Source organism: Leptolyngbya sp. O-77 (assembly GCF_001548395.1).
In the GTDB taxonomy this organism is placed as follows: Bacteria; Cyanobacteriota; Cyanobacteriia; order Elainellales; family Elainellaceae; genus Thermoleptolyngbya.
In genome coordinates this window covers 638,524-661,030 of sequence record NZ_AP017367.1, presented here as the reverse complement: position 1 = coordinate 661,030, position 22,507 = coordinate 638,524, and the positions used below count along the sequence as shown (strand labels likewise).

13 protein-coding genes and 2 pseudogenes are annotated in these 22,507 nt (G+C 57.5%); 8 read left to right on the top strand and 7 right to left on the bottom strand.

The features are described from left to right. The first annotated feature begins 168 nt into the window (after window positions 1-168). The 5 genes and pseudogenes from metH to O77CONTIG1_RS02815 all read left to right on the top strand — a co-directional run bounded on the left by metH (window position 169) and on the right by O77CONTIG1_RS02815 (window position 8,374). A pseudogene (gene metH / locus O77CONTIG1_RS28285) lies at window positions 169-3,840 on the top strand (methionine synthase). Window positions 3,841-4,094: 254 nt separating this feature from the next. Further along, a complete protein-coding gene (locus O77CONTIG1_RS02830) occupies window positions 4,095-4,385 on the top strand; it encodes a nucleotidyltransferase family protein (RefSeq protein WP_068507889.1) in 291 nt (96 codons plus the stop codon). Next, window positions 4,375-4,724 (top strand): annotated as a pseudogene (locus O77CONTIG1_RS02825) (DUF86 domain-containing protein). Before O77CONTIG1_RS02830 ends, O77CONTIG1_RS02825 begins: the two are co-directional and overlap by 11 nt. A 162-nt stretch (window positions 4,725-4,886) precedes the next feature. Then, on the top strand, window positions 4,887-7,691 hold the full coding sequence (locus O77CONTIG1_RS02820; protein ID WP_068507887.1) for a class I SAM-dependent DNA methyltransferase: 2,805 nt from the start codon (window positions 4,887-4,889) through the stop codon (window positions 7,689-7,691). 107 nt (window positions 7,692-7,798) lie between these two features. Continuing rightward, window positions 7,799-8,374: a Uma2 family endonuclease gene (locus tag O77CONTIG1_RS02815; protein ID WP_068507885.1), complete on the top strand. Its 576-nt coding sequence runs from the start codon at window positions 7,799-7,801 to the stop codon at window positions 8,372-8,374. Window positions 8,375-8,588: 214 nt separating this feature from the next. Here the strand turns inward: O77CONTIG1_RS02815 and O77CONTIG1_RS02810 are convergent, their stop codons facing one another. From O77CONTIG1_RS02810 to O77CONTIG1_RS02800, 3 genes are all read right to left on the bottom strand, one after another. Then, a complete protein-coding gene (locus O77CONTIG1_RS02810) occupies window positions 8,589-10,043 on the bottom strand; it encodes a S1C family serine protease (RefSeq protein ID WP_084782080.1) in 1,455 nt (484 codons plus the stop codon). 465 nt (window positions 10,044-10,508) lie between these two features. Then, window positions 10,509-12,392, bottom strand: a complete 1,884-nt coding sequence (locus O77CONTIG1_RS02805) for a fatty acyl-AMP ligase (protein ID WP_084782077.1) — start codon at window positions 12,390-12,392, stop codon at window positions 10,509-10,511. Further along, window positions 12,389-13,075, bottom strand: a complete 687-nt coding sequence (locus O77CONTIG1_RS02800; RefSeq protein WP_225894673.1) for a YqhA family protein — start codon at window positions 13,073-13,075, stop codon at window positions 12,389-12,391. Before O77CONTIG1_RS02800 ends, O77CONTIG1_RS02805 begins: the two co-directional genes overlap by 4 nt. 387 nt (window positions 13,076-13,462) lie before the next feature. Here O77CONTIG1_RS02800 and O77CONTIG1_RS02795 point away from each other — a divergent pair, with 387 nt between their 5' ends. From O77CONTIG1_RS02795 to O77CONTIG1_RS02785, 3 genes are read left to right on the top strand one after another with little or no spacing between them, the layout of a single operon-like run. Beyond that, the gene (locus O77CONTIG1_RS02795) at window positions 13,463-14,350 is read left to right on the top strand and encodes a putative selenate ABC transporter substrate-binding protein (RefSeq protein WP_286132676.1); all 888 of its coding nucleotides are present in this window, start codon (window positions 13,463-13,465) and stop codon (window positions 14,348-14,350) included. After that, entirely contained in the window at window positions 14,350-15,108 is a 759-nt protein-coding gene (locus O77CONTIG1_RS02790; RefSeq protein WP_068507879.1) for a phosphonate ABC transporter ATP-binding protein, read from the top strand. The genes O77CONTIG1_RS02795 and O77CONTIG1_RS02790 overlap by 1 nt, the downstream gene beginning before the upstream one ends. 16 nt (window positions 15,109-15,124) lie before the next feature. Continuing rightward, window positions 15,125-16,891 carry a PhnE/PtxC family ABC transporter permease gene (locus O77CONTIG1_RS02785; protein WP_068507876.1) on the top strand — a complete coding sequence of 589 codons (1,767 nt, stop codon included), beginning with the start codon at window positions 15,125-15,127 and terminating at the stop codon, window positions 16,889-16,891. A 54-nt stretch (window positions 16,892-16,945) separates the two neighbouring features. Here the strand turns inward: O77CONTIG1_RS02785 and O77CONTIG1_RS02780 are convergent, their stop codons facing one another. From O77CONTIG1_RS02780 to O77CONTIG1_RS02765, 4 genes are all read right to left on the bottom strand, one after another. Next, window positions 16,946-17,746, bottom strand: coding sequence for a circadian clock KaiB family protein (locus tag O77CONTIG1_RS02780; RefSeq protein ID WP_068507875.1), 801 nt, complete (start codon window positions 17,744-17,746; stop codon window positions 16,946-16,948). Between the two features lie 107 nt (window positions 17,747-17,853). Then, the gene (locus O77CONTIG1_RS02775) at window positions 17,854-19,233 is read right to left on the bottom strand and encodes a type IV pilus twitching motility protein PilT (protein WP_068507873.1); all 1,380 of its coding nucleotides are present in this window, start codon (window positions 19,231-19,233) and stop codon (window positions 17,854-17,856) included. 719 nt (window positions 19,234-19,952) lie between these two features. Continuing rightward, window positions 19,953-21,293, bottom strand: coding sequence for an FGGY-family carbohydrate kinase (locus tag O77CONTIG1_RS02770; RefSeq protein ID WP_068507872.1), 1,341 nt, complete (start codon window positions 21,291-21,293; stop codon window positions 19,953-19,955). After that, window positions 21,253-22,242 carry an SGNH/GDSL hydrolase family protein gene (locus tag O77CONTIG1_RS02765; protein WP_225894672.1) on the bottom strand — a complete coding sequence of 330 codons (990 nt, stop codon included), beginning with the start codon at window positions 22,240-22,242 and terminating at the stop codon, window positions 21,253-21,255. Before O77CONTIG1_RS02765 ends, O77CONTIG1_RS02770 begins: the two co-directional genes overlap by 41 nt. Between the last annotated feature and the right edge of the window lie 265 nt (window positions 22,243-22,507).

Here is a 22,507-nt window from a genome sequence, read left to right as displayed (position 1 = left end):
TTGGGGCGATCGCCTTACTTCAAAGTGTATGCATAAGTGAAGGATTCCCTCACGGTTACGTCTCATTTCGCCCCTCATGCCGTCTCGTTCACCTTTCGCCTTTCGCCTTACGATACGCTAGGAAATACCGACAAAATAGACTGTGCCATTACCCTCAGCCCTGCCTTTATGAACAGCGCTTTTCTGAATCGCCTCCACAGCCCCGATCGCCCGGTGATTGTCTTCGACGGCGCAATGGGGACAAACCTCCAGGTGCAAAACCTGACGGCGGAGGATTTTGGCGGCGCAGAGTATGAAGGCTGCAACGAGTATCTGGTTGTCACCAAGCCGGAAGCCGTCGCCAAGGTGCATCGCGACTTTCTGTCCGCTGGGGCCGACGTGATCGAAACCGACACCTTCGGTGCGGCCTCCATCGTGCTGGCGGAATATAATCTGGGCGATCGCGCCTACGAGCTAAACAAGCGGGCGGCAGAACTGGCAAAACGCTGCGCTGAAGAATTTTCCACCCCCGAAAAACCCCGCTTTGTGGCCGGGTCGATGGGCCCCACCACCAAACTGCCCACTCTCGGCCATATCGACTACGACACGATGAAGGCGGCCTTTGAGGAGCAGGCAGAGGGACTCTACGACGGCGGCGTGGATCTGTTTATTGTGGAAACCTGCCAGGACGTGCTGCAAATTAAAGCAGCGCTGAACGCGGTCGAGGCGGTGTTTGCGCGGAAAGGGAATCGCCGGCCGCTGATGGTGTCCGTGACGATGGAAATCCAGGGCACGATGCTGGTCGGCTCCGACGTAGCCGCCATGCTCACCATTCTGGAACCCTACCCCATCGACATCCTGGGGCTAAACTGCGCCACCGGCCCCGACCGCATGGCCGACCATATCCGCTACCTGTCGCAGCATTCGCCCTTCGTCATCTCCTGCATCCCCAACGCAGGCATCCCCGAAAACGTCGGCGGCCACGCCCACTACAAGCTCACGCCGATGGAGCTCCGCATGGCGCTGATGCACTTCGTCGAAGACCTGGGCGTGCAGGTGATCGGCGGCTGCTGCGGCACGCGCCCAGAGCATATCCAGCAGCTAGCCGAAATCGCCCCCACGCTGAAGCCCCGCGAGCGCATGGTTAGGGGTCAAGGGCGAGTCGCCACAAACCAGCCCCCCCAAAATCCAAAATCCAAAATCCAAAACCCCTCCCCCCGTCCTGCCCTCTCCTACATCCCCCGCCCGCCGCCTCCATCTACAGCGCCCAGCCCTACGACCAGGACAACTCGTTCCTGATCATTGGCGGCGAACGCCTGAAATGCCAGCGGGGTCCAAAAAAGTGCGGGAGCTGCTGAATGCGGAGGACTGGGACGGGCTGGTAGCCGTAGCGCGATCGCAGGTCAAAGAAGGGGCCCATGTCCTAGATGTGAACGTGGACTATGTGGGCCGTGACGGTGAGCGCGATATGCGGGAACTGGTGTCGCGCTTGGTGACAAACGTGAACCTGCCGCTGATGCTCGACTCCACCGAGTGGCAAAAGATGGAGGCGGGCCTAAAAGTCGCAGGCGGCAAGTGCATCCTCAACTCGACAAACTATGAAGACGGAGACGAGCGCTTCTTTAAGGTGCTGGAGCTGGCCAAGACCTACGGCGCGGGGATTGTGGTGGGCACGATCGACGAAGAGGGCATGGCGCGGACAGCGGAAAAGAAGTTTGCGATCGCCCAACGGGCCTACCGCGACGCGCTGGAATATGGCATTCCTCCCTACGAAATCTTCTATGACCCGCTGGCGTTGCCCATTTCGACGGGTATTGAGGAAGACCGCGAAAATGGCAAAGCCACCATCGAATCGATTCGGATGATTCGCCAACATCTACCTGGCGTTCACATTCTGCTGGGCGTGTCGAATATTTCCTTCGGCCTCAGCCCCGCAGCGCGGATCGTGCTGAACTCGATGTTTTTGCATGAGGCGACGGCGGCGGGCATGGATGGGGGCGATCGTCAGCGCCGCCCAAAATTTTGCCCCTGGCAAAAATTGACCCGCAGCATCAGGAAGTCTGCCGCCAGCTCATCTACGACCAGCGGCGGTTTGACGGCGAGGTCTGCGTCTACGATCCGCTGACAGAACTCACCAAACTGTTCGAGGGGGTTTCGGCCAAAGACACCCGCTCCGGCGGTTCCCTCGCCGATCTGCCCATTGAGGAGCGGCTAAAGCAGCACATTATCGACGGCGAACGCATTGGGCTGGAAGAAGCCCTCACCGAAGCGCTGAAGACCTACAAACCGCTGGACATCATCAACACCTTCTTGCTGGATGGCATGAAGGTCGTTGGCGATTTGTTCGGCTCTGGGCAGATGCAGCTTCCCTTTGTGCTGCAATCGGCGGAAACCATGAAAGCCGCCGTCGCGCACCTAGAGCCGTTTATGGACAAGGAAGAATCCGGCGGCAATGCCAAAGGCACTTTTCTAATTGCCACGGTGAAGGGCGACGTGCATGACATCGGCAAAAACCTGGTGGACATCATCCTCACCAACAACGGCTACCGCGTGATTAACCTGGGCATTAAGCAGCCCGTAGACAACATCATCGACGCCTACTTTGAACACCAGGCCGACTGCATCGCCATGAGCGGACTGCTGGTGAAGTCCACCGCCTTTATGAAAGAGAACCTGGAGGTATTTAATGAGCGCGGCATCACTGTGCCCGTTATCCTGGGTGGTGCAGCGCTTACGCCCAAGTTTGTCTACGAAGATTGCCAAAACACCTATAAAGGCAAGGTGATTTATGGCAAAGACGCTTTCTCTGATCTGCACTTTATGGACAAGCTGATGCCTGCGAAGGCGGCAGGCCAGTGGGATGACCTGCAAGGCTTTTTGGATGAGCGCGAAGAGGAATCAGCGCTCAGGGGGCAAGGGTTAGGTACGGAGCCTGTATCTGAGGTTCAAGAATTGGAGCAGTCAACGACTGCTGTAGCACCAACGGTTGAGGATACGGTGAGGTCGGAAGCCGTTGCCATCGACATTCCTCGCCCGACACCGCCGTTCTGGGGCACGCAGATTTTGAACCCAGAAGACATTTCCCTGGAGGAAGTGTTCTGGTATCTGGACTTGCAGGCGCTGATTGCAGGGCAGTGGCAGTTCCGCAAGCCCAAGGAGCAAACCCGCGAGGAGTACGATGCTTTCTTGCAGGAAAAGGCGTACCCCATCCTGGCGCAGTGGAAGCAGCGCGTGTTGGCAGAAAATCTGCTGCGGCCGCAGGTCGTCTACGGCTATTTCCCCTGCTTATCTGAAGGAAACTCGCTGTATATCTACGACCCTGCCGCTGTGAAAAACGGCATGGGCCCACAAGATTTGCAGCCCGTTGCCACGTTCAACTTCCCGCGTCAGAAGTCCCTCCGCCGCCTCTGCATCGCCGACTTCTTTTTGCCCAAAGACCACGCCACTCAGTTTGACGTATTTCCCATGCAGGCAGTAACGGTGGGCGACATCGCCACCGAGTTTGCCCAAAAGCTATTCGCCGCCGACCAATACACCGACTATCTCTACTTCCACGGGCTGGCCGTGCAGGTGGCGGAAGCGCTGGCGGAGTGGACGCACGCCCGCATCCGGCGCGAACTGGGCTTTGGCGCAGCGGAACCGGACAACATCCGCGACGTGTTGGCGCAGCGCTATCAGGGGTCGCGCTATAGCTTTGGCTATCCCGCTTGTCCGAATATTCAGGATCAGTACACGCAGCTAGACCTGCTGGGGGCGGAGCGCATCGGGCTGCACATGGACGAAAGCGAGCAGCTTTATCCAGAGCAATCGACGACGGCGATTGTGGTGTATCACCCGGTGGCGAAGTATTTCAGCGCCTAGTGGAGAGTGATGGGGTGTTGGGGTGTTGGGGGTTGGGGGGTTGGAGAGAGGGAAAGGGAGAGAGGGGGAGAGGGAGAGATGGAGAAGGTGGGGTTTCGGTTCTTGACTCCTGACTCCTGATGCCTGACTCCTACAGGGTTGGACGCAAATCAGTTTATGTTGTAGCAAACTAGATTAGCAGATAGCGAAATAAATTAGCAGATAGCAGAATAGATTAGCAGATAGCGAAATCTACTCTGAGGAAGCTTTGCCTTATGAACCGAGAGCAGGTGATCGCATTGGTGCAAGCTCATCGCGCTCAGCTTCAAGCGTTGGGTGTGAAGTCGCTTGATCTGTTTGGCTCCGTGGCGCGGGATGAGGCGCGGGACGATAGTGATGTCGATTTCCTGGTGGAGTTTGATCGCCCAGGTGGTTTGTTTCAACTGTTTCGGGTGCGCCACTATTTAGAAGATCTGCTGGGCCGCAAAGTAGATTTGGGCACTGCAAAGGCGCTGCGAGAGCATGTTCGCGAACCCGTGATGAAGGATTTGCAGCATGTCATCTAGACCGGGGGATTTGAGAATTCAGGATATTTTGGGGGCGATCGCCAGCATTCAAGCCCGCACGGCAGGAATGTCGCCAGAAGCGTTTGAAGCCAGCGACACGGTTTACAAAACCGTGCTGTATGACTTTGTGATTATCGGAGAAGCATCAGCGAATGTCCCACTTGAATTGCAGCAAAAGTATCCAGAGATTCCCTGGCGACTATGCAAGACATGCGAAACGTCATGGCTCATGAATTCTTTCGGGTTAATTTATCGCTTACCTGGCGAACGCTGGAGCGAAGCTTGCCGCCGCTGGTGCCGCAGCTCCAAGCGCTGCTGGAGCAGGAAATGACAGGTTAGAGGGAAAGTGATGGAGTGATGGGGTGATGGGGTCTTGTCTTCTGCAAATTTCAGTTTTGTCTTGGTTTCGCTGAATTGAGTCTGAAATAGAATACGTGGGAATACTGAAAGCAATTCTGGAAAAATTTCCGCAAGCGATTCCCTCACGCTTTCCACTGAACTATGACTTCTTCGGCTCAAGACCTGCAAGCGTTCGTTGACTATTGCCAGCAGCACATTCGTGGCGACGAGAAGAGTGAGGCACAGATGTTCCTGACGCGCTTTTTTCAGGCGTTTGGTCATTCGGGCATCAAGGAAGCGGGGGCAGAGTTTGAGGCGCGGTTGAGCAAGGGCAGCAAGGCGGGCAAGATGGGGTTTGCCGACTTGGTATGGCGATCGCGCTCTGGCTATCCCGGCGTAGTGATCGAGATGAAGTCTCGCGGCGAAGACCTGAACAAGCACTACTCGCAGCTAGAGCGCTACTGGATGCGGATCACACCCAATCGTCCGCGCTATGCGCTGCTTTGCAACTTTGACGAGTTCTGGATTTTCGACTTTGAAAACCAAGTGGATGAACCCGTCGATCGCATTTCGCTAGACCAACTGCCGCAGCGGGTCGGCGCATTCACCTTTATGCAGGCAGGCGGCCGCAAGCCCGTGTTTAACAACAACCAGGTGGAGGTGACAGAGCGCAGCGCCCGCCGCATGGGTGAACTCTATCAACTGATCTACGAACGGGGAAAGCGGCGCAACTTTGCCGAATTTAGCGAAGAAACACTGCAACGGTTTTTGCTGCAATGCGTGATGGCGATGTTTGCCGAAGATCGGGGGTTGCTGCCGTCCGATCTGTTCGTCGCGCTGATTCAAGACTGCCTGGACGGGCAGGGTAGCACCTACGACCTGATCGGCGGACTGTTTCAAGAAATGAACCGCAAGGGCACCACGCCCGCTGGACGCTACAAAGGCGTGGATTATTTTAACGGCGGCCTGTTTGCCCAGGTAGACCCGATTGAGCTAACGCCGGAGGAACTGCGCTATCTAGACGTATGCGCCCGCGACAACTGGAGCAACGTGCGTCCGTCGATCTTTGGCAACATCTTTGAAGGGGCGATCGACCCGGTGAAACGCCACGCCCACGGTATCCACTTCACCAGCGAGGTAGACATTCGCCAGATCGTGCGCCCCACCATTAGCGACTATTGGGAAGAGCGCATCAACAGCGCCAGCAGCATCGCCGAACTCAACGCGCTGCAACTGGAAATGCAGTCCTATCGCGTGCTAGACCCCGCCTGCGGATCGGGCAACTTCCTGTATGTGGCGTATCAAGAGATGAAGCGACTGGAGGCGCTGCTGCTGAGCCGCATTGCCGAACGCCGCCGCAGCGACACCGGGCAACTGGCGATGGGCTTCGTTACGCCGACGCAGTTTTTTGGCATGGACACAAACCCGTTTGCGGTGCAGCTTGCCCGCGTGACGATGATGATCGCCCGCAAGATCGCGATCGACAAACATGGGCTGGATGAGCCGTCGCTGCCGCTGGACACGCTAGATGGCAATATTGTGTGTCAGGATGCGCTGTTTGCTAATTGGCCCAAAGCCGATGCGGTGATTGGCAATCCGCCGTTTTTGGGAGGCTCTAGAATTCGGTTAGAACTGGGCGATGACTACGCAGAACGAGTATTTTCCAGATTCTCAAATATTCGCGCTCAGGTAGATTTTGCAAGTTATTGGTTTCGACTAACGCATGATCACCTTGGAGAAAATGGGCGTGCTGGACTCGTTGCAACGAATTCGATTAGCCAGGGAAAGAGCCGCTCTGTTTCGCTAGATTACATTACTCAAAACGGCGGATATATCCATGAGGCAATTTCTACACAGCCGTGGTCTGGAGAGGCAAAGGTTCATGTTTCCTTAGTGAATTGGAGCAAGAAAGAACCTCACACTTATCGTTTAGATCAACGGGAAGTAAGCCGAATTAATTCATCATTGAAATCGACTACTGATGTTGTATTCGCAAATCGACTCAAAGCTAATCTAAATATGGGTTTTGTGGGTATGCAGCCCAATGGCAAGGGTTTTTACATCAGTGAGTCTCAAGCAAAAGCCTGGATTTCTTCTGATCCTAAAAACCAAGCTGTTTTGAAACCTTCTGCATCGGCTACAGATCTTACAGATAGCCCTAATGGGAAACCCAGCAGATGGATAATTGACTTTTTAGACATGGCAATTGAAGAAATTAGTGATTATAGGGAGCCGTTTGAACACATTAAATCAAAAGTAAAGCCAGAGAGAGAGCAAAATAGAGAAGCTGTACTTCGAGAGAAATGGTGGAGATTTAAGCGAACAAATGAAGCTTTAAGAAAAGCTATAAGTCAACTTGAAACTTATTTTATTGTTCCAAGGCATTCTAAATGGTTTGTCTTCCTGTCCGCATCTGCACATTGGCTCCCGGCTGATTCAACTACTGTTGTGGCATCGGATGATTTTTATGTTTTGGGAATTTTGACTTCCAGCGTTCATCGCGCCTGGGTGAAGGCTCAAAGTTCGACGTTGAAGGGCGATACTCGCTACACCCACAACACCTGTTTTGAGACGTTTCCGTTTCCGCAGTTTGCCCTCACCCCTAGGCCCTCTCCCGCAGGAGAGGGGGAGTTGGGTCGGCTCCCTTCTCCTGGTGGGAGAAGGGTTGGGGATGAGGGTCAAAAGCTCATTCAACAAATCCGCGATGCTGCAATCGAGCTACACGAATTCCGTAGCAGCCTGATGGAGCGCAAGCAGTGGGGCATCACCCAGCTTTATAATGAATACTTTCATGAACCCAGCAGCCAGCTTGCTAAGCTTCACGCCAAGCTTGATGGGCTGGTGCTAAAGGCTTATGGATTTAGCAAAGATGACGACCTGCTAGAGCGGCTGTTGATGTTGAATCTGGAGCTTGCTGCCAAAGAGCAGTGGGGCGAGGCAGTGGTGGGGCCGTGGGCACCGGAGTAAGGAGGAGAGATGAAGGATGAGGGATGAAAAAGGGGCGATCGCAGCTTACCCTTGTTCCCTTTGGAGTGATGTCATACTGAAGGGAATCTTGGCTTGCAGTCTAACTCATGAAAGCGCCCTATCGCAAGTTTTACATCTCTCCAGAAGACTATTTGGCAGGCGAGCGCGTCAGCCCGATTAAGCATGAATATCGGCAGGGGCATGTTTATGCGATGGTGGGGGCGAAGAAATTCCACGTCATTCTGGCGAGTAATCTCACCACGCTGCTGAATGTCCATTTGCAAGATTCGCCCTGCTTGGTGATGTCGTCGGATATGAAGGTGCGGCTGGAGGCTGCCGACTGCTACTACTATCCCGATGTCGTTGTCACTTGCGACGAGCGCGATCTGTCCACAACCGAAGATTTCATCCGCTTTCCAACGCTGGTCATCGAGATTCTGTCAGACTCCACCGCTGCGTTTGACCGAGGCGACAAGTTTGCCGACTATCAGACCGTGCCGACCCTGCGCGAGTACATGCTGGTGAATCAGTCTGAAATGGCGCTGGAATGCTATCGGCTGACGGCAGAGGGCTGGGTTGGGCAGCGCTACGGCGTGGGCGATCCGGTGCGCTTTGAGAGCGTGGGGCTGGAGTGTGCGATCGCCACTATCTACCAAAAAGTGCCAGGAATCTTAGAGGGATGAAGGATGAAGGATGAGGGATGAATGGGGGGCGATCGCATCTCAACGATCGCATCTCAAAGGGTGGGAGGAGTGGGGGCGATCGCCCGCGGGTTCCGGCGCAGAGCCATAATGCCTCTGCGGCGGGGTGCTGGACTAGCTGTCAGACCTCCCGCCGCAGGTGCATTAGTTCGCGTTCAGATTCACGCTTCAGATTCACGCCTCAGCAAGCACCACCTCAGCGCTGCGACACTCGGTTTGCACCGGGCAAATCCTGCGTGTCGATGATGGAGACAAAGAACTCGCCGCGATCGCCCGGTTCCATGCCGCCCACAACCAGCCGATACCAGCCGTCGGCGGGCAGTTCAAACCGCAGGCTGCCCTGGCGCTCTGCCCTGCCTTCCACCACGCGATCGCCATTGGGGTCGCGCACAATCAGGTACGGATTAAACGCCGAGGTTACAATCAGCGCGACGGTCTGTCCGGCGCGTCCCTGGAAGTTGTAAGCGCGGCAGAGGGAGCCATCATCGAAACAGGGTGCAGTGCTGGCATCCAACATTCCCTGCTCCACCAAAATTGGCTGCGAAATTTGCAGGTCATACTGTCCAGATTGGGTTTCGCCTGCGGCTATGGCCAGCACGGTATATTGCCCGCTCTGGGTCAGCTTTTGCACTACCAGCGCATCTCGATTCGCCCCATTACTGCGGTCAAAGGCGATCGCCCGTCCATCGGGCCTGACCAGCACCAGATGCGATCCAGCCTGACGAGTAGACATTCTGAGCATCACCGCCTGCCCCGCCTCTGCCTCAAAGGTGTAGATATCCGTCGGGGGGTTGCCGTCGGCGCAAAAGCGGCTGTCAGCAGGCTGCAAGTTGCCCTGCACATTGCTACGGGTCAACGAGATGGACTGGCTGATGGGCTGGTTAGACGAGGCGACAGCGGGAATCACGTACTGCCCAATCGGGAACCGCAGCCCCTGCCGATAGGACTCCACAAACAGCCGCACCTGCTCCACCGACACGGCATAATTCACGTTTTGGGCATTGCGAGCGCCTGACTTGGTGATGCCAATAATCCGCGACTGGCTATCAATCACCGGCCCGCCAGAGTTGCCCGGATTGACTGGCGCATTAAACACCACCACACCCTGAGGAACATGAATGTTATTCACGGTGCCCTCCACGATGGATGGAGAGTGTGGGGTACTGCCGACGGGAAAGCCCAGCGCCCAGATATCTTGCGTTTTTGTGATGGAACTGGCATCGGCAAGGCGCAAAGTGGGCAGGTTGCGCTGGTTGGGCAGTTGCAGCAAGGCCAGATCCAGGCAGTCCGCAGCACCCATTGCCACAACTTCTGCCTGCACTTCGCGCCCTTGCACGGTCACGATTACTTCCCGCGCCCCCGCAACGACATGGGCATTGGTGACGATTAATCCGCTGGGGTCGATGATTACCCCGCTACCGGTGCCGCTGCCATTGCGGCTGTTGGTGCGGATGTGAACCACAGCGGCTTCGGCATCTTGAACATTGCCCCGCGATTGGGCGGCGGCTGATTGGGTGAGGGCAGTTCCGGGGGTGGTCAGGGCAAATTCGCTGACAAGCGTGGTGGCGATCGCCGTTTGCAGCAGCAGCAATCCAGAAGCCGCAAAACGAACCACGCGAGCGGGCTGGGGACGTGTGAAGGAGCGTACCATAGAGCATGACCTCCGTAGGGGTATTAGGTAGTTCAGTGCAATGGTTGGAGCGCAGTCAAAGAGCGATCGCAGCAAGGTGTAATAGTGTGCGAATTTATGAACCAGTAAGTGAGACTTAGTATGCGTTATTCCTTGCAGCTTCGATTCTTGGTCTGATTCTGGTCAGACGATTGAGAAAAGAAACTACGGCGGTTTGCCAATGTTCTCTTTGGATCGCTAAATGAGTTCCAAGGAGATGTATTTCTGGAATAAGTAAGCTTATGCAGTCTGCTGCTTTGCGCTGCGACTGCTTGGGAGCAGGCACGGCTTGAAGCTGTTGTAAGTACAATAGGGCGATCGCCCAGCTAGGGCACTCCCCTTTCCCGCAAATTTCATTGCGCTCACAGGAAAAGCGAGTTGCATAAAAGTGCAAAGAGGACGAGAAGGGGGTGTTGCGCTTGTCCTCTGGCGTTTGTCCCCTCTGCTCTAAGGTCGGCTAAGCTTGGCCTGCAGATGCGCCACCAAGCGGATTAGGTGAGTGCGCGGATTGAGGTAGCGCCGCACTAGGCTGGAAACGTCTAGACAATCGGGCGATCGCCACACGTCGATCACCGCCAGGCTGCCCTCCAAAAACTGTTGCCGACAGCGACTCCGCTGAATCTTGCCGCTGGAGGTGCGGGGCAAGCCGCCGGGTTTCACCAGGGCGATCGCCCCCACATCTACGAAATGCTCCCGAAATGCTACCCAGCGCACCGTTTCCACCACGTCTGGCAGCCATAGGTGCTGGCGGGCGCTGCGTTCCACTTCTTGAGCAATGACCAACCGCTCTTCGCCCTCCGCCTCTTCATCAATTGGCGCGGCAAAAACCGCACAGCCGCCCGCACGAAACGCCGGATAGCACGATTCCACCGTCTGCTCAATGTGCTGCGGATAGTGGTTGAAGCCCCACAACACCAGCACATCGTGCAGTCGCCCAGAAATAAACAGTTCTCCCGCTTGCACAAAGCCCAGGTCGCCTGTTCGCAAAAAGCCGCCCTCGCCGCTGGCCAAGGTCGCCTCAAAGGGATTCTCTAGCTCCGGCGGATGCTGCCAATAGCCTTTGCCCACGCCGCTTCCCGTCACCCAGATTTCGCCAATTTCCCCTTCGGCACAGGGCATCTGCGTGTCCCGATTGACGATTTCTACCCGCGTGTCTAGCCAGGGATGTCCGCAACTGGTCAGCGTCTGCATCCGCCGTACGCTGGGGCGGGCAAGGCCGGGACGGGACGGTTCGCAAATCTCCACGCGGTTTTGCTCTAGGCTTTGCGTGTCCACATGCAGCGTTTTGGGGGGCAAATGCTTAGCACCGCCCGTGATGAACAGCGTCGCCTCGGCCATGCCATAGCACGGATAAAACGCCTCCGGGCGAAATCCACAGGGGCGAAATTTTTCGGCAAATTGGTCGAGCGTGGCTTTCCGCACGGGTTCTGCGCCGCAAAAGGCAATCTCCCAGGTGGACAGATCGAGGCGATCGCGCTGCTCATCGGTGACATACCGACTCAGCAAATCATAGGCAAAATTGGGGCCGCCGCTGGTAGTTGCGCCGTAGCGGGCGATCGCCTCCAGCCAGCGCACAGGCTTTTGCACAAAGGCAATCGGCGACATCAGCACGCACAGCGACCCAGCATAGAGGGAATACAAAATATTGCCAATCAGCCCCATATCGTGAAACAGGGGTAGCCAGCCCACGCCCACCGACGCTTCGGTATGCTGAAACGCAGCGTGGAGCATCTGCTGATTGGCCCAGAGGCAGCCGTGGGTCACCATTACGCCCTTGGGTGTGCCCGTAGAGCCAGAGGTATATTGCAAAAAGGCCAGGCTATCGGGCGACAGGTCGGGGCTGACCCAGCTCGCTGCCGATGCGTAACAGTCTTCATGAGCTAGCCAGCGCAGCGGGTGTGCTGGGGGCAACGCTGGGGCAAGCTGGCGCTGGAGCTTGGGCAAGAGCGATCGCCCCGTCAGCACGCCCACCGACCCCGACCCCAGCAGCCGCGCCGCCACGTCGGCCACCCCCTGCTGATTGCGCGGCGGATGGCAGGGCACAGGCACCACCTGCGCCGCCAAACAGCCCAAAAACGCCACCACAAACTCCAGCGCTGCTTCGTAGGAATAGACCAGTGTCAGGCGATTGCCCGGTGCGAACTGCTGTTGGAGGTGGGCGGCCATTTCGGTCGCTCGCTGGCATAACTCGGCGTAGGTCAGGTGTCCCGCTTCGGCTTCGCCCTCCTTTAAGAAGATAAACGCCTTGCGGTCTGGATGACCGTGCGATCGCTGCTCCAGCAACTCGACCAGGTTAGACGGTTCCGGTGTCAAATGGATGAAATCGCTCATTCCAGATCGGGTTCTGGGCTATGTTCCAAAGCGTGTTCTGAGTACGGCGAATGAGACTGCAAGTGTAGCAGATAACCGCTAAAGGAAATGATCAAAATGGATACCGCTAAATAGATCATATCCAAGGAGATTTGAATATTTACAGTAACCACCTTTTTGAAGAAACTCACCACCAGCGCCATGACAATCACTTGTAGCAGTTTTGCCTTTAGCTGATTCAGCGTTGTAATTCTGAGAATCCGAATATCTGCATATTGATCGCGAATATCGAGGGGCGACACAAACAGCTCATAAATGCCAAAGCTAAAAATCAGTAACACAACTCCAATCAAATAGTTGTCAATGCCGCCAATCACCTTGGAGGCAATCAGGGCAGCATCGTGGCTCCCAGATTCCCCAAATACAAAGTTATGGGAAATCCCTTCAATGACTTCAAAACTACCCAACACAAAAAACATCAAGCTGCTAATCAAACCGAAAATCACTGGCAGCAGTGTAAATAACCGAAATTTCCAAAGAATTGCTTCAAAGATCTGCTCTACTTTATGGGTGTTAATCATGATTAATGCCGTTGAATTCATCAACTCAAGCACGAACAAAAGCAGGCCTGTGGAAGCAGCAAACCTGACTGAGCAAGCAGCAGGATAAGCAAAAAAGGCAAAAGTGGGCGCAACTGAGGACAAATGGAAACAGGGCTGACTTTACCCTGACCCGCCGCATCTGGGTATCTCCTGAAGATTAATCTGACTGGGCCAAATACTCAAGTTCTGCGGGCAGACCTGATAGAATCCAAAACTGGAATGTGAAACTGAATGCAAAACGGAGCATTGAGTTGCGGACTAGGCATCCTAATGTCGAGAGCCGACGCATTTCGTAGCGTGGTGAGGGCATGATGAGGGTGGGCAGCCCTGATGCACAAGGGTTCCAGACCAATCGCATTCCTCACTTGCCCTAGAAACGCTGTAGCTGGATTTCGTTCATCAAGACAAACAAGACAAAGTTTTACATAGGCCATTGACCTGATGATGACCTCCTTCAAACGCCGCTCATTGTTGCTGGGCACCTTGGCAGTGCTCCTAGTGAAGGCCTGCGCGGGTAGCCCGACCGCCCAGAACCCTGGAATTGGCTCGCCTGCCGAAACCGCTGCCCCCCTAGTGGTTGGCTCGATTCCCGACCAAGACCCCGAAAAGGTGCAGCGACAGGCTGAGAAACTGGCTGCTTATCTGGAATCGAAACTGGGTGTGCCCGTAAAGTATCAACCCGTAACGGACTACGCCGCTGCGGTGACTGCTTTTAAGGTGGGTGATTTGGATCTGGTGTGGTTTGGCGGGCTGACGGGTGTGCAGGCGCGGCTGCAAGTGCCAGGGGCCCAGGCGATCGCCCAGCGCGACATCGACGAACAATTCACCAGCGTCTTCATTGCCAACACCCAGAGCGGCATTGCCTCCTTCACTGACCTCAAAGACCTCAACACGCTCAAGGGACGCACCCTCACCTTTGGCAGCGAATCTTCTACCTCCGGTCGGCTGATGCCGCAATATTTCATTCAGCAAGCAGGCATGGCGCTGTCGGATTTCAAAGGGGAAGTGGGCTTTTCGGGCAATCACGATGCCACGATCAAGCTGGTGGAAGCAGGAACCTACGAAGTCGGCGCACTGAATTCTCAAGTCTGGGAATCGCGAGTGGCAGAGGGCGCAGTGGACACCAGTAAGGTGCAGGTGATCTGGACCACGCCGCCCTACTACGACTATCACTGGGTGATTAGCCCGGAGGTGGAAGAGCGCTACGGCCAGGGCTTTATCCAAAAGGTGCAGGCGGCGTTTACGGAGCTAGACCCGGCCAACCCAGACCAAAAAGAAGTGCTGGATCTGTTTGGCGCGGCGAAGTTTATTCCCACGAAAAACGAGAACTACTCGCAAATTGAGTCCGTCGGTCGCCAGATTGGCAAGATCCAGTGATGGGCATACCCATTTTTCAGCTCAGCCAAGTGACACGCCAGTTTCACGCGCTCACAGCTCTGGCCGGGGTAAACCTGAGCATTGCCGCTGGGGAGCGGGTCGCGCTGATTGGCCCCAGCGGCGCAGGCAAAAGCACCCTACTGAGCCTGCTGAATGGGACGCTGCTGCCGTCGGCGGGGCAGGTGACCGTGCTGGGACAAGACCTGCGGCGACTGTCTCCTCGACAGCGGCGGCGGGTGCAGCGGCAAATTGGGACGATCTATCAGCAGCATCACCTAGTCACCAATCTGTCGGTGATTCACAACGTCAATGCCGGACACCTGGGGCGCTGGTCGCTAGCGAAGGCCGCCTGGTCGCTGCTGTGGCCGCAGTCGGTGGATGTGGCTGCCCAAGCACTGGCTCAGGTCGGCATTGCCGAAAAGCTGTATGCTCGCACGGATCGGCTATCGGGCGGCGAACAACAGCGAGTGGCGATCGCCCGGGTGCTGGTGCAAGACCCAGTAGCAATTCTGGCAGACGAGCCGATCGCCAGCCTCGACCCGGCCCGCGCCCACGACCTGATGGCGTTGCTGTGCCGCCTGACGGAGCAGAGCGGCAAAACGCTGGTCATCAGCCTGCACGATATCGAATATGCGTTTCAATACTGCACGCGGCTGGTGGGGCTGCGGCAGGGGCAGATTCAGTTTGACGCGCCGCCCGCCCAGGTGACAGACGCGATGATCCACAGCTTGTATCGTTTAGAGCAGCCTGTCCCTTAACCGTTTTTGCAACCCGATGCCCGCTGCACCGATTGCCCTGCCACCCCCTCCCCCCTGGCTAAACCGTCGCAGCGGGTGGGGATTGGTGATGCTGGGGGCGATCGCCCTTTCGCTGTACGCCACAGGCATTGGACGACCGGACGCGACCCTGGTCAACCCCGGCGGCTGGGGCCAGTTTGCAGAGTTTTGGGCCAGCAGCCTGCGGCCCGACCTCAGCCGCGACTTCCTGGGGGTGATTGCTAGGGCCACGTTGGTCACTTTTGCCTATGCGGTCTGCGGCACGACCCTGAGTGTGGGGCTGGGGCTGGTGGGCGGGGTGCTGTCTTCCCAAACTTGGTGGCAAACGATGCTGCCAAGGGCGGCGGCGGGTGGCGCTTGGGCCGCTCCCGCGTGGCTGCTGATTCGCGGGCTGCTGGCGGTTCCCAGGGCAATTCACGAACTCCTCTGGGGTCTATTTTTTTTGAACATTCTGGGGCTGAACCCGCTGGTGGCGGTGCTGGCGATCGCCCTGCCCTTTGGGGCGATCGTGTCCAAGGTGTTTGCCGAAATTTTTGACGAAACGCCCCAGGAACCGCTGAATGCCCTTCTGGGGAGCGGGGTGTCGCCGCTGGCGGCGTGGCTCTACGGCCTGTTGCCCCAGGCGTTTCCAGATTTGCTGTCCTACACGACCTATCGGTTCGAGTGTTCCCTGCGGTCGGCGGCGGTGCTGGGGGTGATCGGCGCGGGCGGGCTGGGCTATGAAATTTTGCTGAGCCTGCAATCGCTCCGCTATGGGCAACTCTGGACGGGGTTTTATGCGCTGGTGCTGCTGAATGGCGGGGTCGATTGGTGGAGCGGCTGGGTGCGGCGCAGGCTAGGATTCACCAGTCGGCTGGATCTCAATTTGGCTCAAACCAGGTTCCAAAGCTCACAGAATTCCCAGGCTGCGAAACCCGATCCGCACACTGCCAACCCCTGGCCGCTACGGCTATCCTGGGGGGCGATCGCCCTGTCGATTCCGCTCTGCTTTTGGGGCTTGGGCATCGACTGGACGCGGCTCTGGTCGGCCCGCACGCGGCGACTGCTGGGCGACATCGCAGCCGCCGCTGTGCCCCCGTGGCCCAGCCCAGACGAATGGGCGACGCTGCTCCACCTCTCTGGCTTGACGCTGGTGATGTCGATTTTGGCGATCGCCCTAGCCGGATTGGGCGGTGTCCTGCTCTCCTTTCCCGCAGCCCAAACCTTCCTGTTGCCCGGCGGCTGGCTGCGCCCGCTAGACGACCCCGCAACGACCCAAGCCCCCCTCGCCTGGCTGCTGCTGCTGGCAACCCGACTGGGGCTATTGCTCAGCCGCGCCGTGCCCGCCCCCATCTGGGCACTGGTGTGTCTGTTTGTGCTGTTTCCAGGCATCTTGCCAGGGGCGATCGCCCTCGGTCTACATAACCTGGGCATTCTGGGCCGCCTCATGGCCGAGGTCAACGAAAACCTGGACGACCGCCCCGTGCGATCGCTCCACGCCCTGGGCGCATCCGGCGGGCAGGCAATTCTCTATGGCGTTTTGCCTCAAAACTTGGGGCGATTTCTGGCCTACACCCTCTACCGCTGGGAGGTCTGTATGCGCGAAACGGTAATTGTCGGGCTGGTGGGCGCAGGGGGGCTGGGTCGCCGCCTGACCGAACAACTCAGCAGCTTTGACTATGGCGGGCTATTGCTAACGCTGGGGTGCTTTGTTGCCCTCACCTTTTTGGTCGATCTGGTCAGCCAGCAGATGCGGGCGGTCGTTGGGGGGAGGGTTGATGGATGAAGTGCGAAAGGGGAGAGCGAGAGAGGCGGCAAAATCTTGCTTCCCCGTGCCCCATTACTCCGCTCTCCCGTCCCTGATCTCGCCCTTCGAGGCAATCAGCAGTTGCATGACGCGGCTGGCATCTTCGAGCCGCCCAGTGACGCGGCGGACTGGCTCTGGCCAAACTCTGACCAGCGTCGGCGTGGCTGTGATCTGGTCTTGCTCGGCCAGGTCAGGATACTTGTATACGTCAATGATTTTCAGCGTGTAGGGCTGCTGAATCAGGTCTTCGAGGAGGCGGTGCAGGTTGGTCAAAATTGCCTCGGTTACATCGCTGTTGCTCGACACATAAAGACGCAGCACATAGCCCTGTTTGGAAACGTTGGGCGATTGGGCTTGCCACGATAGCCGACTCCAGGACGACGGCGGTTGTGCTGATGGGGCTGCTTGCTGAATGGCCGGAGACTCGTAGCGAATGACCAGATCGTGCGATCGCCACAGTTCGGGAAAGCGGCTCTGATAGGTCAGCAGCATCAGCGACTCGTCCAGGTTGTCGGGCGGCTGCACGGTTTGCCAGAGCAAATCGCCAGTGCCAAAGACGGCATTCAGCACGGCCTGATGCCGTGCCACCAGCGGATATACCTCAGCAGACGTAATGATGGACTGGTTTTCGGGCGATCGCCAGCGGTCGATCGACGCGGTGTACCACGGCACCAGAAACAGCGGCGGTTCCGATAGATCGAGCCACTCCTGGAGCGCCGCACACAGGTGCAAATGCCAATGACTCTGCTTGTCTGGGTCGATACAGTACACCAGGTCGCCCCCTGGGGTAAACAGGGCAATTCCCTTGTATAGTTCTGGCGGCGGGGCTTTCATGGAAAATCAATTGCCAAGCGCAGGGGTGCAACAAAGCGAGAAGGGTGGGCTTTTCGCACCTGATCCAGTCCGAAAAATCCACCCCAGGAACCGTTGAGCTTTGCAACCTAGACGCGCCCGCGCAAAATCTGCGCCATCTCGTTGGGCTTGGGCGACATCTCTAGCGCCGTTTCCTCCGTAATGCGTCCTGCCTCATACAGCTTGTAGAGGGACTGGTTCATCGTACACATGCCGTCAAAGTTGCATCGCGGAATCAGCGCTTCCACTTCGTCTAGATCGCCCTTGCGGATATAGTCGCGAATTGCGTCGGTGTTAATCAGGATGTCGTGGAAGGCGGCCCGCTTGCCGTCGGTGGTGCGGCAGAGTCCCTGCGCGATAACGGCCACCAACGATTCGGCGATCGCCACTCGCATGGGTTCCTGCTGATCTGGCGGATACAAGCCCAAAATCCGCTCGATCGTCTTCACAGCGCTGTTAGTGTGCAGCGTTCCCATCACCAAGTGCCCCGTTTGCGCGGCTTTCAGGGCTGTGTTCACGGTTTCAATGTCCCGCATTTCCCCCACCAGAATCACATCCGGGTCTTCCCGCAGCGAGGCCTTCAGGGCCGCATCAAATTTCATCGTGTGAATGCCCACTTCGCGCTGGCGGATCAAACACTTGCGGCTGGTATGGACAAATTCAATCGGGTCTTCAATGGTGACGATATGCTTGGGCATTTCACTGTTCATATAGTCCACCATCGCCGCCATCGTGGTCGATTTACCCGACCCGGTGGGCCCTGTCACCAGGATCAGCCCCTTGTGATAGTGGCAGATTTCCTTGAAGACAGGCGGCAACCCCAGTTGCTCAATGGTCGAGATCTTCAGCGGAATCAGACGCATCACCATCGCCGGGCCGCGCAGCGAGTCAAAGATATTGATCCGGACGCGGGCAAAGTCGTATTGCGTCGCGCCGTCAAAGTCAAGGGTGTCCTTAAACCGCTGAATTTCTTCGTCCGATAGAATTTCTTGTAGCCAGCTAAAGAAGGTGTCGAGATCCGTCACCGGATACTCGGTCATATCGATCTCACCCCGGTTGCGGAAGCGGGGCGCTTCGCCTACGCCCAGGTGAATATCTGAGAACCCTTTGTCGTAGGCTTCGCGGACAATTTGCGCCAGCGTCGGCTGACCCGGCGAAGCCTTGCTGCGGGAGGCCTGCATCGGCGGCGGCGCAGCAGGACGGTGCCCCATCATCGGCGGCGGGGCGGGCGTGGGCGGCGGCTTCACGGCGGGAGCGCCCATGCCGGGCTTTGCGCCCCCCGGAGCAGGACTGACGCGAGTGCCCGGTGCTGTGTTGGCCTGGGTCGATGCCAAGGTTTGCGAGGGCATTTGCTGGCTAGTTTGCCCCAGGTCGCCTCTCGGCGGAGCGCTGGCAGGTGGACGACCCGGCGGTGGCGGTGTGCGGGGAACGGAGTTGGGCGGGATGCTTGGGCGTTGTGCGTCTGTCATAAGTCCACGTCTCGCAAACGATGGGGAAGCGTTCTTACTGGCGGCGTTTCTGAGCGGGCGCTGCTAGTCCAGATTTCAATCCCGAACCAGTAGAGGGATTAGCGTCATCAAGTCAATTTACATAATCTACATTGATTATGGCTAACAGCATACTCAAGAAATTGCGAATCCCGTAGGATACCCCTTGAGAATTCCCAACATGGGGACACAAAACATCATGAAGTGAGTGATTTAGCTCAGTGATTGTTAGTAAATTCCTGTTAGTCAGTGACTCGGATGAGCGAAACCGGGATTTTGGGGTTTGGATTTTGGGCGTAGCCCAGTTCTCTGAAACTGCATAGAAACTGCACAACCAATGGAGCGATTGGAAGCCGACGTGCGCTCAGTCTGGCAATCTATAGCAGCTAACTGGTTGGTTAGGACATGTAGGACGGACATAGTTACGGACATAGTTACGGACATAGTTTCTGTTGAGGCTCGTAGTTGAGGCTCGTAGTGAGGACTTAAGTCCTCATTACAAACGTCCTAACTAACCTGCGTATTGCTATACCCCTCTTTTGTCACTTTCACTGGATGAAATCTGTGATGCCCAAATCCCGTTCTTAAAATGATGATGTCATGATGATGTCATGATGATGTCATAGGTTTCATAGAACGAGTAAATAAGGGATTCGGTTTTCTTCTGGACAGAGTGATAGAAGCGGGATAAAATCGCCAATCTAAAATCCAAAATCAACATCGGGCTGGAGAGCGGCGCGGGCAAGGCGGGCGGCTCCGTAGGCGGCTTCGGTGTGGGGAGAAGGGATTACGGGAACCTGCAACAGGCGCGATCGCACGTTTGTCCAAGCCTCATTCTGCGCCCCACCGCCCGCAGTCAGCACTTCTTGTAAGGGCGTTGCGCCCAGCTCTGCCAGCCGCCGATAGCCCAGGGCTTCGATGCGGGCGATGCCTTCTAGCAAGCCGTGGAGAAACTCGACCGGATTTTCGGGGCGCGGCTCTAGGCGGGGCGGCAGGGTGGGGTCATTGATGGGGAAGCGATCGCCCGGCTTTGGCAAGGGGTAATAGTCCAGCGGGCTGGGGCGCGACGGGTCGATCTGGGCGCTGAGGGCGGCCAGTTCGGCATCGCTGAAAAACTGCCGCAGCACCGCGCCGCCTGTATTCGACGCGCCACCCACCAGCCACAGATTGCCCAGCCGATGGCTGTAGATGCCGCTGGCTGCGTCGTCTACCCGCACCGTGCTGAGCAGCTTGAGTACCAGCGTAGACCCCAGCGAGGTGACGGCTTGCCCCGGCGTGCTGGCTCCGCTGGCGAGGAAGGCGGCGATGCTGTCTGTCGTGCCCGCGCAGATCTGGCAGGTAGCGGGAATGCCCAGGCGATCGCCCAGGTTAGGCAAAATCGGGGCGATCGCCTCACCGGGCGCTTTTACCTGGGGCAGTTGCACGGGCAGGTTGGCCGCCAGCAGCCAGTCGGGGTAGCGCAACTCGCCTACGTCATAGCCCAGTTTCAGCGCGTTGTGATAGTCGCTGAGGCCGAGGCGGCCGTGGAGCAGGAAGGTGAGCCAGTCGGCTTGGTGGAGGAGGTGGAGTGTCGGGGTGTTGGGGTGTTGGGGTGTTGGGGTGTTGGGGAAGGAGGGAGCGGGGAGAAGGGAGAGAGTGTTGAGGAGCCAGAGGAGTTTGGTGAGGCTGGAGGTGGCGCTGAGGACGGGGTGGTGGGGTGGGGCGATCGCCCTCACTTGGTCTAGCATGGCTGCGCCGCGCGAGTCATTGTAAAGCAGCGGTTCGGTGATGGGCGTGCCGTGTTGGTCGCAGAGCAGGACGGTGGAGGAGGTGCCGTCGAGGGCGATCGCCGCCAGGGTTTGGCGAATCTTGGCAGGAAGGTTGGTGATCAGGGCAAAGAGCGTGTCTTTCCAGAGATCGGTGAGCGACTCGGCTGGGCTATTGGGAAACGGAATGCTGGTTTGGGCCAGGATTTCGCCGCTGTTGTCGATGGCGATCGCCCGTGCGCCGGAGGTGCCAAAGTCAATGCCGAGATAGGTGCTGGGAGAGGTGGCGGTGGGCATGGTGGAGAATGAATTCGGCGATCGCCTGACTGATTTGCACGTTTCCGGCGGGGCTGGGGTGGATGCCGTCGCGATAAAGGGCTTCGGGATTGTGCAGCGCGTTCCAGCGGGGCAGCAGATCGAGAAACGGCACACCACCCTGCTGCAATAGGTCAGCAAGCCGCTGGCGGGCAACGCGCTCGTAATCCCGTGGGCCGGGCTGTTTTAATTCTCGCCGCAGCGGCGACAGCGCCACGAGAAACTGCGCTTGGGGCTGCACAAACTGGCGCATTTGTTCAATCGTCAGCAGGTTGTCGGCTACGGGGTCGCCGCTGGGTGGGCGGGTCGCTGGGCGCTGGGCTGGGCGGGACATCAGGAGCAACAGAGCTTCCCACAGGGCCAGCGGCGGACGGTGGTGGGGATATTGGCGATCGCGCCCCACGGGCCAGTCGGTCGGCGGCGGCGCAAACAGGTCGTCTGTGTTCAGCAGCAGCACCACCACCTGCGCCCCAAAGGTGCCAAACTGTCGCAAATAGCCCCACTGGTTTTGCGGTCCCCAGGAGGGCGCAGCCGCATTCAGCACCATGCCCGTTTCGCCCAGTCGGGACACGAGAAATTGCCGCATCTGTTCGGAAATCGTGTGCGCCTGGTCTGTCCAGATGCCGCCGTGAACGATGGAGTCGCCCAGCAGCAGCACGCGCCAGCTTTGGGCAGAAACCTCGCCCATCGGGTCAGAATTTCGCAGGCTGTGGCGATTGATGACCATGCGTTTGCCCCAGCGCCGCAGCCGCTGATGAGGACGCAGCCGATAGCCTGCTTCTGGGTCGGCCACATAGAGCGGCGGGTTGCCCAGCCCCAGCGCCCGCAGCCCCAATTCCAGCAGGATCAGCCCAATCAGCAACAGCCCAGCCGGCCCCCACTGGGCGATCGCGCTAGCATTGCGAAGCAATGTCGCCCCTATCCACACCACCCGCCATTCCTCCCAGATTCTGTTCTAAATCTTAAAAACGCTGTAGAGGTGAGCCACATAACCCTCAAGGCAAAAAAGTGTGGTTACAATCAAGTCGGCCTGGCGCAATTTGTGCTGGCAAGTTAGCAGGATATCTGGTATTGTGCTGTTCGTTTTAGCTAATGCCGCTTGGTAAGGCTCGACCTTTACCAGCCAGACTGCTCAGCTTGCTGCTCACTCGCGTTTTAGATTCGCTTCAACAGTTGATCAATTCTGCAACGTTTCT

Coding starts and splice junctions, on each gene's coding strand:
- O77CONTIG1_RS02830 (WP_068507889.1), top strand. CDS start 4,095: ATGAACCGAGAGCAGGTGATCGCATTGGTGCAAGCTCATCGCGCTCAG.
- O77CONTIG1_RS02820 (WP_068507887.1), top strand. CDS start 4,887: ATGACTTCTTCGGCTCAAGACCTGCAAGCGTTCGTTGACTATTGCCAG.
- O77CONTIG1_RS02815 (WP_068507885.1), top strand. CDS start 7,799: ATGAAAGCGCCCTATCGCAAGTTTTACATCTCTCCAGAAGACTATTTG.
- O77CONTIG1_RS02810 (WP_084782080.1), bottom strand. CDS start 10,043: ATGGTACGCTCCTTCACACGTCCCCAGCCCGCTCGCGTGGTTCGTTTT.
- O77CONTIG1_RS02805 (WP_084782077.1), bottom strand. CDS start 12,392: ATGAGCGATTTCATCCATTTGACACCGGAACCGTCTAACCTGGTCGAG.
- O77CONTIG1_RS02790 (WP_068507879.1), top strand. CDS start 14,350: ATGGGCATACCCATTTTTCAGCTCAGCCAAGTGACACGCCAGTTTCAC.
- O77CONTIG1_RS02785 (WP_068507876.1), top strand. CDS start 15,125: ATGCCCGCTGCACCGATTGCCCTGCCACCCCCTCCCCCCTGGCTAAAC.
- O77CONTIG1_RS02780 (WP_068507875.1), bottom strand. CDS start 17,746: ATGAAAGCCCCGCCGCCAGAACTATACAAGGGAATTGCCCTGTTTACC.
- O77CONTIG1_RS02775 (WP_068507873.1), bottom strand. CDS start 19,233: ATGACAGACGCACAACGCCCAAGCATCCCGCCCAACTCCGTTCCCCGC.
- O77CONTIG1_RS02770 (WP_068507872.1), bottom strand. CDS start 21,293: ATGCCCACCGCCACCTCTCCCAGCACCTATCTCGGCATTGACTTTGGC.